This is a genomic window from Coleofasciculaceae cyanobacterium (assembly GCA_036703275.1).
Classification (GTDB): Bacteria; Cyanobacteriota; Cyanobacteriia; order Cyanobacteriales; family Xenococcaceae; genus Waterburya.
This window is the reverse complement of record DATNPK010000011.1, coordinates 18,210-34,496: the sequence shown is the minus strand read 5'-3', so window position 1 is coordinate 34,496 and position 16,287 is coordinate 18,210. Positions and strand designations below refer to the sequence as shown.

General features: G+C 38.2%; 7 protein-coding genes and 1 tRNA gene. 4 read left to right on the top strand and 4 right to left on the bottom strand.

Annotation, left to right across the window (positions count from 1 at the left end; all coding sequences use genetic code 11):
* Positions 1-4 precede the first annotated feature (4 nt).
* The 4 genes from V6C71_01295 to V6C71_01280 form a co-directional block, all read right to left on the bottom strand.
* Positions 5-1,123 carry an LLM class flavin-dependent oxidoreductase gene (locus V6C71_01295; GenBank protein ID HEY9767124.1) on the bottom strand — a complete coding sequence of 373 codons (1,119 nt, stop codon included), beginning with the start codon at positions 1,121-1,123 and terminating at the stop codon, positions 5-7.
* Between the two features lie 68 nt (positions 1,124-1,191).
* Positions 1,192-5,934 (bottom strand): SDR family NAD(P)-dependent oxidoreductase, encoded by a 4,743-nt coding sequence (locus tag V6C71_01290; protein HEY9767123.1) that lies wholly within the window; start codon positions 5,932-5,934, stop codon positions 1,192-1,194.
* On the bottom strand, positions 5,934-11,414 hold the full coding sequence (locus tag V6C71_01285) for an amino acid adenylation domain-containing protein (protein HEY9767122.1): 5,481 nt from the start codon (positions 11,412-11,414) through the stop codon (positions 5,934-5,936). The genes V6C71_01290 and V6C71_01285 overlap by 1 nt, the downstream gene beginning before the upstream one ends.
* Positions 11,415-12,019: 605 nt before the next feature.
* On the bottom strand, positions 12,020-12,604 hold the full coding sequence (locus V6C71_01280; GenBank protein ID HEY9767121.1) for a nitroreductase: 585 nt from the start codon (positions 12,602-12,604) through the stop codon (positions 12,020-12,022).
* Between the two features lie 407 nt (positions 12,605-13,011).
* On the opposite strand from V6C71_01280, the gene V6C71_01275 reads away from it, so the two are divergent.
* The 4 genes from V6C71_01275 to rbsK all read left to right on the top strand — a co-directional run bounded on the left by V6C71_01275 (position 13,012) and on the right by rbsK (position 16,287).
* On the top strand, positions 13,012-13,659 hold the full coding sequence (locus V6C71_01275; protein ID HEY9767120.1) for a response regulator transcription factor: 648 nt from the start codon (positions 13,012-13,014) through the stop codon (positions 13,657-13,659).
* A 78-nt stretch (positions 13,660-13,737) separates the two neighbouring features.
* Positions 13,738-13,810, top strand: a tRNA-Thr gene (locus V6C71_01270).
* 49 nt (positions 13,811-13,859) lie between these two features.
* Positions 13,860-15,176, top strand: coding sequence for an adenylosuccinate lyase (gene purB, locus V6C71_01265; GenBank protein ID HEY9767119.1), 1,317 nt, complete (start codon positions 13,860-13,862; stop codon positions 15,174-15,176).
* A gap of 181 nt (positions 15,177-15,357) precedes the next feature.
* On the top strand, positions 15,358-16,287 hold the full coding sequence (gene rbsK / locus V6C71_01260) for a ribokinase (GenBank protein HEY9767118.1): 930 nt from the start codon (positions 15,358-15,360) through the stop codon (positions 16,285-16,287).

Genomic DNA, 16,287 nt, shown 5'->3' with positions numbered 1-16,287 from the left:
TCTATTAAAAAACGCTCAAGGCTGAATATCCAACAGGATGTTTAGTTTGCCTATTTTTTAATTCAGTTAACTTATTCAAGCTATCCATTACAGAATAATAATCCAAACCAAAATCAATCAAACAAGCAATTTCATCTACGCCTATTTTTTCCATATGTTCGATTGTTTGACTACAAGTTTCTGGAGTACCAATCATGACTCTTCCCTGAAGATAACGCTCAAAGGCAAAATCAAATAGACAGGCGCGATCGTCTTCAGTAAATGTGTCTGGATTGACCGAAAAATCGATCTGCTTGGCTAATCTTTCTACTAAACCAAAATGAGTTTTGATGTAGTTACAAAAAGGTTCTTTAACTTGATTTGTAACTAATTCTTCATCATCACCAATAAAAGTATGGAGCATTAAAGCTACTTTTCCTTGCTTAGAATCGTAACCATGTTCTGCTAAAGAATTACGATATAGAGCTATTTGTCTGGCTAAATTATCGGTAGTTTCATACAGTAAAGAGGTTAAAACATTCGCGCCAATTTTACCCGCAGCAATAAAAGTTTCATCCGCCCCACAAGTAATCCAAATTGGGACTTGTTTCTGGATTGGTCGAGGAAAAGTTTGAATTTTGACAGGTTTCCCTGTACCTCCTAAAAATTCTACTTTTTCCCCTTGCCAAAGCTGTTTAAAAACTTCTATTCCTGACCACATGACATCTTTGCGGTTAGGATAATTGCTTGGTTGCAGTAAAAAATCATCCGCGTGCCAACCAGAAGCAAAGGAAATACTCACCCTACCATGAGAAAGATTATCTACTACTGCCCATTCTTCTGCAACCCTAACGGGATTTTGTAAAGGCAGAACTACGCTACCCGATCTCAGTTGGATTTTTTCGGTTACTGTCGCTAAAGCAGCAGCTATGACCGAGGGGTTGGGATAAAGTCCCCCGAAAGGATGGAAATGTCTTTCTGGAGTCCATACCGCCTTAAAACCGTGGCGATCTCCATATTTGGCTGTTTCTAGTAAGAGATCGTATTTATCTCTTCGCGTTGTCGATCCGTCTCCAGAAAAGTATAGTAGGCTAAATTCCATCTCGATACCAGGTTGAATTTGAAAGTTAGTAGTAGTAGGCAATGCCCAACCGATAATTATCTTACTTTTTAAGAATTAATTGCAATTAATAAGACAAAAAAGAGAGCTGCTTAACTTATTTGGGATTTTTGAGCCAGTTCTTTTTCCAATTCTTCTGGAGAAAGATTCTCTATTTCTGCCAATAATTGTTCTATTGCGTCATTTTTAGCTGTTGAACTGCCTTGTTCATCTATTACCGCAGCTAATTTGGCGATGGTAGGAGCTTCGAACAGCAGTGTCCGTAAGGGCAAATCTAGATAAAAGGCTTCTCGTAGGCGAGAAGTTACCTGTACGGCTAACAGCGAATGCCCGCCTAATTCGAAGAAATTATCATAAATTCCAATCTGATTAAACCCTATCACTTCTTGCCAAATATTTGCAATAGTTTTTTCAATTTCGTTACGAGGAGCAACATAGTTTTGACTCACATTCTTGTGTAAGCTAGATATAGCATCGGTTTTTTGAGTCGAATAAGCAGCCAGAAAATCATTATTTTCTTCGATCGTTGCTGCTAAATCCTGAGTCGAGACAATCACTTGAGATAACCCACTAGCTAAAGCACGCTCGAACACTTCTACTGCTTCAGCAGACAACAATCCTTTGTGAAGATGATCCGCTTGCCATTGCTTCATTTCTGGCGGAATATGTGTATTTACCGCCATGCCAACCTCTTGCCAGGCATCCCAGTTCATTGCCACCGTATGACAATGAACATTATTACAACGAGCAAAAGCATCTACAAAGGCATTGGCACCACAATAATCAGCCTGTCCAAATCCGCCAACAATAGAACTGAGAGAAGAACAAAGCACTAAGAAATCTAAATCTATTGCTTGTAATACCTTATTAAGAACTAATGTACCCGTTACCTTGGGAGCAAAGACACTCTCAGCCATTTCTGGAGTTTTAAGTTGAATAATGCCACCGCCAGCCACCCCAGCAGCATGAATTACACCGTTGATAGTGCCAAAACGTTCTAAAGCCAAGGCGATCGCCTGTTCTAGTTGATTGCGATCGCAGACATCCGCAGTCAAGGGGAAAACTTCTGCACCCAGGGCTTCTAGATTCTTAATCTTACTAATCTTTTGGCTAATAGAATCTTCTCGATCGTGACTGCTTAACCATTCCTCCCATGATTCTTTTGCAGGTAATGAAGAACGTCCTAGTAAAATAAGTTTGGCTTGTACTGTACGAGCTAAATGTTCAGCTAATACCAAACCAATACCACCCATTCCGCCTGTAATTAAATAAACGCCTCCTGAGCGTAATTTAGATTGTTCTGGAGTATTTTCAGTAATGGGAATTGGTTCAAATATTTGTACCCAACGGCGATGTTTGCGATAGGCAACAAATTTATCTGCTGAATCTGTAGTAAATTCGGTAATTAACTGTTCGATCATGCGATCTGTATTTGATTCTGAGATAGCAAGATCGACTTGACGGCAATTGAGATCCCGATACTCTTGAGGAATAACTGCGATCGCACCTAATACTGTTGCTGATTCGTAAGACAAGGTTTCATCGCCAATAACATCATAAAGATTGTTGGTAGCGACAAGGAGTTGAAACTTGCTGTGTAGTTGCTGTTGTTCGAGTGCTTGGGCGAGATAAATAAGACTCCAGAAATGTTGAGTCTCATCATTTGCTCGGAAATTAATTCCTTGGTTGTTTAAAGAGTTATCAATACTCCACAAGTAAATAATCTTATTGGGAATGTTGCTTAATTTGGAGATCTCCTGAAAGAGACTGTGATAATCTTTTGAATTAGTGGGGTTAATAATGTAGCTGTGGCGATCCTGGCTGAAATTATCTCCGCGATATACTGCGATAATCGCTTCTTTGTCCTTTTGGTTTAATTGTTCGATTATTTGCTTGCCAATTCCCGACTCATCGACAAAAATCAAATAGCTATCTTGACTGATATTGCTTGTTGTAACTAAAGGTATGGCTTTCCAAGCAGGAAGATAAAACCAATCAGAAATATTATCTTTTTTACCTAGAGATTCATTGGGCGCAAGCCTTGCACCCCTACTTTGGATATTTGCTTGATCTTGAAGAGGATCGATCCAATAACGCCGACGTTCAAAAGGATAAGTAGGTAAAGGTACTCGCTGACGTTGTTTGTGAGCAGAAAAATTGCACCAATCAATTTCTACTCCTGCTAGCCACAGCCTACCTAACATATTAAGAATGAAAGCATTATCGGCAACTGTTTCTTTAGGATGAGGTAAGGAAGACAAAACTATTTGCCCTGCTGCTTGAGCAGAATTGCGTTTGACGAAAGTAGATAAAGTTCTACCTGCGCCTACTTCTAGCAAGATATGTTCTTGATCTTGTAATAGTTCGGAAACTCCCGCAGCAAAACGAACTGTTTCCCTCATGTGTTTTGCCCAATAATTCGGATTTGTCGCCTCTTCTGGGGTTATCCAAGTGCCTGTAACGCAGGAAATAAAAGGCATCTGAGGCGGATTTAATTTAACCTTAGCAAGCTCTTGTTGTAAAGGCGCGATCGCACTATCCATCATCGGAGAATGGAAAGCATGGGATGTATGTAGATGACGACATTCAATACCTTTATTAGTCAGTTCTTCATTTATCCTAGCTATTGCTTCATCATTACCCGAAATGACACATAAATTAGGAGCATTAATAGCAGCCAATGATAATTCATCGTTCAGCAATTCTTTTACTTTTGCCTCCGATAAAGACACCGCCAGCATTGAACCTGTAGGCATCTGTTGAATTAACTTACCCCGTCGTGCTATTAAACGCAGAGCATCTTCTAAAGAAAAAACACCAGCAATAGTTGCAGCTACGTATTCTCCAATGCTATGTCCGATCCCAGCTTGTGGTTTAATACCCCAAGACATCCATAATTGAGCCAAAGCATATTCAATAATAAATATAGCTGGTTGAGCTATTTGGGTTTGTTTTAATTTATCTGTTGCAGTTTCTAATTCTGAGTTTTTGGGATAAATTAGCGATCGCAAATCTAACCCCAATTCAGGTTCTAATAATATACAACAGCGATCGATCCACTCACGAAATACAGGCTCAGTCTTGTACAGTTCTTCCCCCATGTTTACATACTGAGAACCCTGCCCAGGAAACATAAACACAATCGAGTGATTATTCTGTTGAGTATGATGAGTTAAAACACTTTGAGGATCTCTTGATTGAAGAGCGATCGCCACATCTTCAATATCTTGTCCTACTACCATGCGACGATAATTAAATTCCCTACGCCCCACTTGCAAGGTATAAGCCACATCAGCCAAATCTAGTAGGGGCGTTTCGCGACGCGAAGCTATATGCCCTAAAGGATATGCGAAGCGGTATGCTTTAGCACTAGCTACGCGTCGCGAAGCGGTATCCTTTAGGAGTCCTTTAGGGCGAAACGCCCTTAGCAAATTATCAGTTGCCGTTTCCAATGCAGTTTCAGTTTTCGCCGAAATAACCAATAATTCTGGTAGGGGCGAACAGCCTTTCTCTACAACGATTTCGGGTGCTTGTTCCAATACCACATGAACATTCGTACCACCAATACCAAAAGAACTAACCCCTGCCCGTCGGGGATATCCTGGTGTTTTCCATTCTTTAAGCTCAGTATTGACATAAAAAGGGCTGTTGGCAAAATCAATTTTAGGATTAGGTTGCTGAAAATGCAAGCTAGGAGGAATTTGCTGATGTTTAAGTGCCAAAACAGTTTTAATCAGCCCTGTAATCCCTGCTGCTGCATCTAAATGCCCGATATTGCTTTTTACCGAACCAATCGCACACCCATCGCCCCTACCAGCCTGAAAAACTTGGTTTAAGGCAGCAATTTCAATGGGATCGCCCAAAGCTGTTCCCGTGCCGTGAGTTTCAATATAAGAAATAGTTTCAGGTTCAACTTCTGCCAAAGCCAAAGCTTCCGCAATTACTTCTGCTTGCCCGTCGATACTAGGGGCAGTGTAGCCAATTTTACCAGAACCATCATTATTAATTGCCGAACCGCGAATGATCGCTTGAATACAATCACCATCAGCCAAAGCATCTTCCAAACGTTTTAAGACAACCACACCTACACCACTTCCTGGTACAGTTCCCTGTGCCTTGGCATCAAAAGCGCGACAATGCCCGTCGGGTGATAAGATTCCGCCTTCTTGATAAAAATATCCTGTTTGCTTAAGGCTAGAAATACTAATTCCCCCTGCCAAAGCTATGTCAGATTGATAAGTAAGTAAACTCTGACAGGCGATCGAAGTAGCTACTAAAGAAGTTGAACAAGCTGTCTGTAAATCTATACTTATTCCTTTAAGATTTAACAGATAAGAAATGCGAGTAGTTAAAAAATCTTTCTCATTCCCAATTACTGTTTGATAACCCAAAGCTGTCTTAAAGAAATCTTCATTGGGATTAAGATTAAATAATAAATAGTTATTCCAACCTACCCCAGCAAAAATTCCAATTTTACCTGCATATTTATCTGAGTTATAACCAGCATTTTCTAAAGCAGAATAAGCACATTCTAAAAATATCCGATGTTGCGGATCGATCGCCGAAGCTTCTTTGGGATTGTAACCAAAAAAGTTGGCATCAAATAAATCGATATCTTCTAAAAATGCTCCTGCTTTTATATAATTTGAATCATCAATGATAGTTTTATCTATCCCAATAGCTAATAATTCATCGTCGCTAAAATGAGTAATAGATTCTCGACCATTTTTAAGATTATCCCAGAACTTATCAATATTTTTAGCTCCAGGAAAACGACCATCCATACCAATGATTGCAATGCTATCTGCAATATTTAAACTTGCTGTATTATTCATTATTTCTTTACCTGACGTAATTGCTTTTGACGAGCTAATGCTGCTTTTTGTTTATCAATGCGACTAAAAACTTGTTCTGATTTATCGTTGCTCGTTAATAAATCATTTTCTTTTTGACTGAGATAATTAGCTAAAGAACTAATACTGGGATATTTAAATAAATCCGTTATAGCTATATTTATTTCTAAAGATTGTTCTAACTTTGCTTGAACTTGAGCTAACAGTAAAGAATGACCGCCAACATCAAAAAAGTTATCATTAACTCCAATATTTTCTCGCTGAAGTAGTTCTTGCCAAATCTCAGCAATAATTTGTTCCTGTTGATTGCTAGTAGGGATGAACGGCTGTTTGCCCTTGCGTTTAATTGTTTTCAAAGCTTGGCGATCAAGCTTGCCATTAGAAGTTAATGGTAATTCTTTTAATACTTGCCAATCAGCAGGTATCATATAATCTGGCAAATGCTCTTTTAAATAATTTTTTAGTTGTTGAATTGTCTTGCCTATATCTTCATTTTGTTCTTGCTGTTTTAAAACAATATAAGTCACTAAAATTTTATTGCCAGCCAAATCTTCTTTAGCAATAACTACCGCTTGCTTAATATCTTCATGCTGATTAATTACTGCTTCAATTTCACTTACCTCAATCCTAAAAGCACGAATTTTAACTTGATTATCAATTCGTTCTAAAAACTCAATATTTCCATTCGATAGATAGCGTGCTTTATCTCCTGTTTTATATAATCGTTGATTATTAATTGTTGATTGTTGATTATTAAATGGATTAGCAATGAATTGTTCTTTGGTTAATTCAGGATTATTTAAATATCCTCTTGCCAGACTACTACCACCAAGATAAATTTCACCCCAAACTCCAATAGGAACAGGTTCTAAATTATTATCTAATAAGTAAACTTGAGTATTAGGAAAAGAACGACCAATAGGAACAAGGCGATCGCTTTTTGTAAGGGCTAACGGCAGTTCGCCCTCTGCTATAAAATAGGTACTATCAATAGTTGCTTCAGTCACACCATAAGCATTAATTAATTTAGTATCTAAACCACACAACTTTTTAACTCTTTGATAGTCTCTGATATACCAGCGATCAGATCCAACTATCAATAATTTAATAAAATCTAGAGATTGTCCAGTTCGCTCTAAATAATCTACTAAATTCATTAAAACTGCTGGTACAAAATCGGCACAAGTAATTTTTTCTTGCACCATAAATTGATAAAGTTTTTTGGATTCTAAAAGCAACTCTTTAGGACAAATAACTAATTTTGCTCCTGAACATAAGGCTTTAATTAAATCTCCCGTAAAAACATCAAAAGAGAAACTCGCCATTTGTAAATAACACGTAGGGGCGATTCGCGAATCGCCGTTACCGTAAGGTAACAAGTTAGCGTTTTGCCAAGCCAGATATGTATTAACTAAACCGCCATAGGTGCAAACTACCCCTTTAGGTTTTCCTGTCGAACCTGATGTATAAATTGTATAGACAGCATTTTCTGGTGTTGTTTGAATATTTAAATTTTTCGGACTTTTTTGGGTAATATTATTCCCTTCAGTATCTAAACAAATTACTTTAGCTGAATGATTTGATAGTTGTTCTTTTAGATATTCTTGAGACAAAATAATAAATGAAGAAGCATCTTGCAGCATCCAAGCAATTCGTTCAGGAGGATATTCTGGATCAAGAGGAAGATAAGCACCACCTGCTTTAATAATTCCTAAAATAGCAATAAAAACTTCTAAAGAACGTTCTAGATATACTCCAATTAATACCTCTGGTTGTACTCCAAGATCTTGTAGGTAATTTGCCAGTTGATTTGCTTGATTATTTAACTGTTGATAAGTCAATTCTTGGTTATTAAAAACTATCGCTACAGCATTAGGATTGTTCTGTACTTGTTTCTCAAATAGCTCCTGAATCGAAACTTGAGCATAATCAACTAAAGTTGGATTCCAATCAACTAATAATTGCTGTTTTTCTTTATCTGATAATAAAGGTAACTCTGATAGTCTGAGCTGAGGATTAAATACAATACCTTCGAGTAAATTTTGATAATGACTAACCATCCTGGTAATAGTGGCATCATCAAACAGATCTGTATTGTATTCAAAAGTAGCAATTAGGGTTTTGTCTTTCTTCTCAATGGAGACACTTAAGTCGAATTGCGCTATCTGACTATCAACCTTATACTCACTCAAAATTAAGCTAGGTATTGTTGCTAACTGAGGCGCATCTTGTAAAGCAAACATTACCTGAAATACAGGTGTATAACTTAAATCTCTTACTGGTTGTAATGCTTCTACTAATTTATCGAATGGCAAATCTTGATGGACATAGGCTTCTAAAGCTACTTGACGTATCTGAGATAATAATTCTGAGAAATTAGGATTTCCTGCTAAATTACTCCGCAATACTAAAGTATTAACAAAAAAGCCAATTAAACCTTTAAGTTGCTCATGGTTACGGTTAGCAATAGGTGAACCAACAATAATATCTTCTTGTCCAGTATATCGATATAGTAAGGTTTTAAATGCTGCCAGCAACAACATAAACAGAGTAACACCTTCACTTTGGGCGAGACTTTGCAACTGTTTTGTCAAACTGCTTGATATTTCCCAAGACTGACATCTACCTTGATAACTTTGTACTGATAGTCTAGGTTTGTCTGTAGGTAGTTGTAAAAGCGGTGGTGCGTCTTTTAATTTTTCTCGCCAATAATCTAAGTGTTGGTGAAAATTTTCTTCAAGCTGTTGACGCTGCCAATAAACAAAGTCTTTATATTGTATGGGTAATTCTGGAACAGTTGATCGTTGGTAGGATTGGGCAACTTCCGTGATAAAGACTTCTGCTGACAAACCATCGGCAATAATATGGTGCATCGTCAACAGTAAAATATATTTTTCTGATGCCAGACGTAATAATTTCAGTCTTAATAAAGGTGTTGTAGTTAAATCAAAAGGCTGTTGATGTTCTTGTGTTGTAATTACCTTAACTTCTGACTCTGATACATCTACTACTGATAAGGGTAATATTAAAGTTGGATTAATAACCTGTACTGGGTTCCCGTCGGATGTAGAAAAAGAAGTTTTAAGTATTTCGTGTCGAGAAATAACTTGATTGATAGAGTCTTCTAAACGCTTAACTTTCAGTTTGCCTGTAATTCGCACTGCAAACGAAATATTATAAGCAGGATTACCAGTTTTAAGACGATCGAGAAACCAAAGTCTGGCTTGAGCAAAAGAAACGGGATGAATATTATTATCTGTAGTAATTCTTTTTAAACATCTAGATTCTGTAGAATTAGTTGTTTCTAATTGAGCTAATATTTTTGTAGAAAGCGATCGCGTATTTAATCCAGAAAAGAGATCCGCGATCGCGATTGTTATTCCTAAATCAGCTTCAATTTGATTTTTTAATTCAAAAACTTTTAATGAATCCAATCCCAAACCAGTTAAAGGATGATCAAGTTCAACTTCTTGAGGCAATCTTTTAAGTACCCGTGCAATTCTTGTTTGCAGATATGCTTCCAAAAGTAACTGGGCTTCTTGAGGAGACTGTTGTAAAAGTTCTTCCCTAGTTAAGTTAGTTTCTGTATCAGCAAATTCGTTAGTTTTAACAACACTACTAGCAACTATATCTAATGTACTTTTCAAGAATTTATTTCGAGTTGCCCGACGTTGAATCTTACCACTAGAAGTTTTAGGAATACTTCCAGGCTTAATCAAAACCACACCATAAACTTCTATCTCATGAGTTTCAGTTACCGCTTGCCGAATAACAGTAACCACCGACTCCAAATTCGGTTTAGCCCGAAACTCCAACTCTTGTACGACTACTAATCTTTCCTCATTACCTATCTCTACCGAAAAAGCAGCATTACTGCCCAAACGCAAAGCGTCATGACTTCTTTGCGCCGTCAATTCAATATCTTGCGGATAAAGATTACGCCCTCGAATAACAATTAAATCCTTAAGCCTCCCAGTAACAAACAACTCCCCCGAATCATCCAAAAACCCCAAATCACCAGTACGCAAAAAATACTCTTCCTTAAAATCTTCCCCTGTGCTTTTCTCCCCTTGATAAGGGGAGGCAGCGCGTTGCGGAGGTTTCCTCCGTTGTAGCGACTGCCGTGGGTTAGGGAGGATCGCCCGAAACGTCTCTTCAGTCTCCTCCAAACGATTCCAATAACCCTTAGCTACACTATCTCCTCTTACCCAAATCTCCCCTACTTCTCCAGACGGGCAAATTACACGAGTTTCAGGATTAACGATGCCTTTATGCGAAGCGGTATCCTTTAGGACGGCTAGCTTCGCAATCGCAACTTCTTGCCCAGGAATACTGCTACCACAACCAACCAAAACCTTACTATCTTCTTCCCCAAACACCTTGACAATCCGATCTTCAGCCAAAGCCAACCTATCTATAGCTTTACTTTGAAACACAATCTCATTTCTTTCTGTCTCCGCGTCTTTACGCCTCCCTCCAGAAACCAACAAAGTTGCTTCCGCCATCCCATAACAAGGATAAAAAGCCTCCCGACGAAAACCACAGCCAGCAAAACTATTACTAAATTGTTCCAAAGTCTCATGACGAATAGGTTCAGCCCCATTAAAAGCCACCTGCCAACTACTTAAATCGAGAGTGGCACGTTGTTTATCAGTAATCTTATTAATACATAGTTCGTAAGCAAAATTAGGCGCACCGCTAGTAGTTCCTTTGTATTTAGAAATAGCTTGTAACCAACGATAAGGGCGTTGTAAAAAAGAAGTCGGCGACATCAACACACAAGGGAAACCGCCATAGAGAGGTTGCAAAATACCACCAATCAACCCCATGTCGTGATAAATCGGCAACCAAGAAACAAACCTACTCTCAAGAGAATGCCCCATACAGCGATAAGTCATTGCTGCATTGTGCAATAAATTACCATGACTTACCATCACTCCTTTCGGCGTACCAGTAGAACCCGATGTATATTGTAAAAAGGCAATTGTGTTGGTATCTAAATCTGGTTGTTGCCAACTAGCTTCAATTCCCACCTTTAAGTTATCTGTAGCGAGCCATTGTAAATTATCTATTGTGCCTAACAAAGACTGCATTCTAGGCAAAAGTGTCTCAGTAGTTAAAGCGATCGCAGCTTGCGCATCTTTAGTAATAGCTTGTATTCGGGGAGTTTTCCGTTGACTCTGAGGAGGATAAGCAGGAACAGCAATCACTCCTGCATACAGACAACCAAAAAAAGCAGCTAAATAATCTAATCCTGAGGGATAGAGTAATAACGCCCTTTCTTCTCTTAAGTCTAGTGTTTGTAGTTTATTGGCGATCGCTTTTGCTCGTCGGTTTAACTCTACATAAGTTAGTGTCTTTGTTTCTATTTCTCCATCCTCTAAAAACGTAAAAGACGCTTTCTGAGATTGTGACGAAGCTCTATATTGCAAAAGCTCTACTATCGTCGAACAATTATCCATCACAAAATTCCTCTCACTATCAAAGTGATTTTTAACTTGATGAAGTTCTCCAGTCTCAAAATCTTATTTGATTTGACTGATAACTCCATGCTGAAACTTATTCAAACTCATTAAAATGCAGTAACTTCGGCTGAATTAAACATTTGGCTTTTAGTTAATCCAGAATGGAACTGCAATGATTTTTCGCTGAAATCAAGCTACCATTTATTGCTAATTAATATCAATAATTTATTCACATTAATTTACACTATTGATTCAAAACAGTTGATTAATTAGGTCATAAATTCTAGACGCTATTTAGTTTCAGGCATTAGACTTTATTTAAAATGACCTTTTAAACTTTGCCTTAACTAGCTTGTAGCCTCAATAAGTGATAGAGTTGTAAGTTAGCTAATAAAGCCCAATAAAATCTTAATATTTGTAACTCGCTCTCAAAATAGGGTATAGTTTATTGCAAATATTTTTTATTAACTATAAAACAATTAATCCGAAGAGCAAAACTTGAAGCCGATTAAATGTCGATCTATATCCGTATGGCGGTTAAGATAATCTAGCAATACATCGAGATTAGTTTTTTGTTGCGATATTAAAAACTGAAAAATACTCTAGGTAATCCATTCTACCTTTTGCTTAATTGGATCCCGACGGCTTTTAGTAGTTGGACTGTCACTATATCCCAAGTATAAATACCCAAGACATTTATCTTTTGCTCCCAAACCAAGAAACTCTTTTAACTCTTGAGTATAAGTCACCCCACCAGAACCCCAAAAACTGCAAATTTGGTAGGCAGCAGCAGTTAGTGCCATATTTTGCACGCTACAGGCCACAGCTTCTATTTCTTCTATTTCCAGAATTTTGGCGGATTTTTGCCGTTCCATACAGATAGCAATTACATGAGAAGACTTAAGTATATTAGTCTTCATCCGCTCATATTTTTCTAGCTTAAATTCGGCTTCTGACGTAGTTTGTTGATATAAATTTGCCTGAAACTCTGCTAATTTATTTAATCCAGAACCATTGAAAACTTTATATCGCCAAGGTTGAGTCAAACCATGATTGGGTGCCCAATTAGAATTTTCCAGGATTTCCCAAATGATGTTGTCGTTAATTTTGTTGCCGTTAAATAATCTTGGTTTAGTAGAACGCCGCGATCTCATTAATTCATTTACTTGCTCGGTAAAAATGACCATGATTGAAAAAATAATATGTCTAAAGTTAATAAAACTTATTTAATATGATCTTTTAAAAAATTTGTACCTAAAATAATCAGGATGATTACTGAATTATAAAAAATAGTCAATTTGGAGATTATTAATCATAATATTGATAATCAGGGATAACTACATTGGGGACTTAAATTTAGTTTCAAGCTATTTGCTAGCAAAAGGGTGTCGAAAAACAAGATTGAGGTTAAATTAGGTATTGTGTAATTTTACAGTTATATCAGCCAACAATAAGTTGCCGATGATCTAGTTGAATTAACATATTCTTAAATTTATCAATTGAATATTCCCTCCCAGACTTAAATTATAGACAGGGATACATAACTAAAGCGGAATAAATCCGTGCTTACGCTAAAGACTAAATATTAATACCTATGAAAGACAATCCTCAGAGAGATAATAAGAAACTGCTGCTCATAGATGACGATCCTAATTTGATTTTGCTAGTTAAAGACTATCTCGAATTTAGAGGATATAACGTAGATACCGCCGAAAATGGTAGAGAAGCTTTAGAGGTTTTAGATCATAACGTTCCTGACATGATTATTTGTGATGTAATGATGCCAGAGATGGATGGATATTCTCTAGTTAAGCATATTCGCCAAGAACCAACGACCAATCGTATTCCTGTACTATTTCTTTCTGCTAAGGGTCAAAGTCAAGACAAAGTTAAAGGTCTAAACGAAGGTGCTGATGTATATATGTCCAAACCTTTTGAACCAGAAGAATTAGTTGCCCAAGTTGAGTCTTCTCTTAAACAAATTAAACGTTGGGAACAAGGCCGTCCCAAAGGTTTGGATGGTGCACCAACCATTCATGTTCCTCACAATGTGGAGTTGACTCCTACAGAATTAAAGGTAGTTCAACTAGTAGCTAAGGGGATGGCAAATCGTGAAATCGCCAAACAATTGAATGTTAGTCAACGAACCATTGAAAGTCATGTCTCTAATATGCTTAATAAAACCAGCTTGAATAATCGTACTGAGTTGGCCCGCTGGGCAATTGAAAGCAGTATGGCATGAGGGTTAGGTTTATTTTACAGTTAGATCTAAAAAAAATTTGCTTAGATATTAAATAGTCTGTTATTATGTATTTCTAGTGCTGGCGTAGCTCAGTTGGTAGAGCAGCTGATTTGTAATCAGCCGGTCGCAGGTTCAAGTCCTGTTGCCAGCTTAAGAAATAGATTAACTCACTTTTACATACATAGTTGTACAATTGACAGTTGTATTCTGCTGAACAGACTGTGATTGAACGCTACACCCTGCCCGAAATGGGCGAAATTTGGACTGATAACTATAAACTCAAAACATGGCTACAGGTTGAGATAGCAGTCTGCGAGGCACAAGCAGAACTAGGTTATACTCCCCAAGAAGCTGTTGATGAGATTAAAGCCAAGGCTAATTTCGATCCACAACGGGTTTTGGAAATTGAAGCTGAAGTGCGCCATGATGTTATTGCCTTTTTAACCAACGTCAATGAGTATGTCGGCGATGCAGGCAGATATATTCATTTAGGATTGACTAGTTCCGATGTTTTAGATACTGGAATTGCTCTACAGATGGTGGTTAGCCTCAATCTAATCCTAGAATGTCTAGAAGAGCTTATTCAGGCAATTCGTTATCAAGCGCAGCAACACCGCTATACGGTAATGGTAGGTCGATCGCACGGAATTCATGCCGAACCGATTACTTTTGGCTTCAAGCTGGCTGGCTGGTTGGCTGAAGTATTACGTAACCGCGATCGCCTTGTCAGATTACGTAAAGAAATTGCTGTAGGTAAGATTTCTGGGGCAGTAGGTACTTATGCTAACGTCGATCCTCAAATAGAAGCGATCGCCTGTCAGAAGTTGGGTTTAGAACCAGATTGTGCCTCAACTCAAGTTATTTCTCGCGATCGCCATGCTGATTATGTTCAGCAGTTGGCTTTGCTAACTGCCTCTATTGAGCGTTTTGCCGTAGAGATTCGTAATTTACAGCGTACAGATGTCCTAGAAGTTGAAGAATTTTTCTCTAAAAAGCAAAAAGGTTCTTCCGCTATGCCTCATAAACGCAATCCAATTCGTTCGGAACGATTAACTGGGATGGCGCGAATTGTCCGTGGTAACGCGGTAGCTGCTTTAGAGAACGTGGCATTGTGGCATGAACGAGATATTTCTCATAGTTCTGTAGAACGAGTTATTTTGCCTGATAGCTGCATACTGACTCACTTTATGCTCAAAGAAATTACTGGTTTGGTGAAAACCCTGCTGGTATATCCAGAAAACATGAAGCGCAATATGAATGTTTATGGTGGAGTAATCTTTAGTCAGCGAGTCTTGCTTACCCTAGTTGAAAAAGGCATGAATCGTGAATCAGCTTATCGGGTAGTGCAAGAATGCGCTCATGAGGCATGGAACAAAATTGATGGCGACTTCCGTAAATTAATTTCTCAGAATGAGACAGTAACGAACACTTTATCCCCCGCTGAAATAGATGCTTGTTTCGATCCAAATCATCACTTAAAAAATTTGGATGAAATTTATCAACGCTTGGGTATTTAATTGTTTCTTAGGTTGGGTTAACCGATTTTGCCAGCGAGGTGCGATCGTTGCCTCTAAGTTTTATCCCTAACCCAACCATTCTGAAATTTTAGATAGAGGGGTTTATGGCAATTGCCGATTTGTCGAGTAAGTAAGTAAGACTTATAATCAATAAACATCCGAGATTTAGATATAAAGCATAATGACCGTAGTTGTCTTGGGCAGTATTAATTTAGATTTGACGATCGAGGTTTCTCATTTACCTGTAAAGGGAGAAACGGTAATTGGCGATCGCTTCTTTTCGGCTGCTGGAGGAAAAGCTGCCAACCAAGCGGTGGCGATCGCTAAACTAGGTACAGCCGTGAGTTTGGTTGGTCAAATTGGTGACGATAGCTTTGGTAAAACTTTGATCGAAGGTTTACAAACGGCGGGGGTGAATACCAGCGGAATTATCGTAAACCCTCATACTTATTCAGGTATTGCCTCGATTGTAGTCGATCGCCAAGGTGCAAACACAATTTCTTGTGCGGCAGGAGCAAATAATTTAGTTAGAGATAAAGAAATAGAGCAATTTAAGATTTTACTTCCCAAAGCTAAAATCGCGCTGTTAGAACTAGGTATTCCCCTTGCCACAGTTTTAACCGCGGCTAGAGAAGCGAAAGCTCATGATTGTTTACTAATACTCGATCCTGCTCCAATTACCTCAAATCTACCCGAAGAGCTATACAGCTTAGTAGATATTATTACACCCAACGAGATTGAAGCCAGTCAACTAGTAGGCTTTACTGTCGATGGTGTCACTACTGCTAAACAAGCAGCTTCTTTTTTACACCAGATGGGAGTTAAAAACGTCATTGTTACTTTAGGAAGCCAAGGCTCAATCTATAGTAACGAAGCAGAAGATTTTTGGATCAAACCTATTGCTGTACCTGTTGTAGATACCGTAGCTGCTGGCGATGCTTTTAATGGTGCTTTGGCAGTTGCTTTAGCATCAGGCAAATCTATTAAGGAAGCGGTACAGTGGGCGACAGTAGCAGGGGCTTTGGCTGTGACTAAAAATGGCGCACAATCATCTTTGCCTAACCTAAATAGTTTTCAGCAGTTACTAAATCGACAAGTACCATTAGACTAA

What these genes read in the sequence shown, in the direction of transcription:
- V6C71_01290 (HEY9767123.1), bottom strand. Translation starts at nt 5,934, where the DNA reads ATGAATAATACAGCAAGTTTAAATATTGCAGATAGCATTGCAATCATT.
- V6C71_01285 (HEY9767122.1), bottom strand. Translation starts at nt 11,414, where the DNA reads ATGGATAATTGTTCGACGATAGTAGAGCTTTTGCAATATAGAGCTTCG.
- V6C71_01280 (HEY9767121.1), bottom strand. Translation starts at nt 12,604, where the DNA reads ATGGTCATTTTTACCGAGCAAGTAAATGAATTAATGAGATCGCGGCGT.
- V6C71_01275 (HEY9767120.1), top strand. Translation starts at nt 13,012, where the DNA reads ATGAAAGACAATCCTCAGAGAGATAATAAGAAACTGCTGCTCATAGAT.
- rbsK (HEY9767118.1), top strand. Translation starts at nt 15,358, where the DNA reads ATGACCGTAGTTGTCTTGGGCAGTATTAATTTAGATTTGACGATCGAG.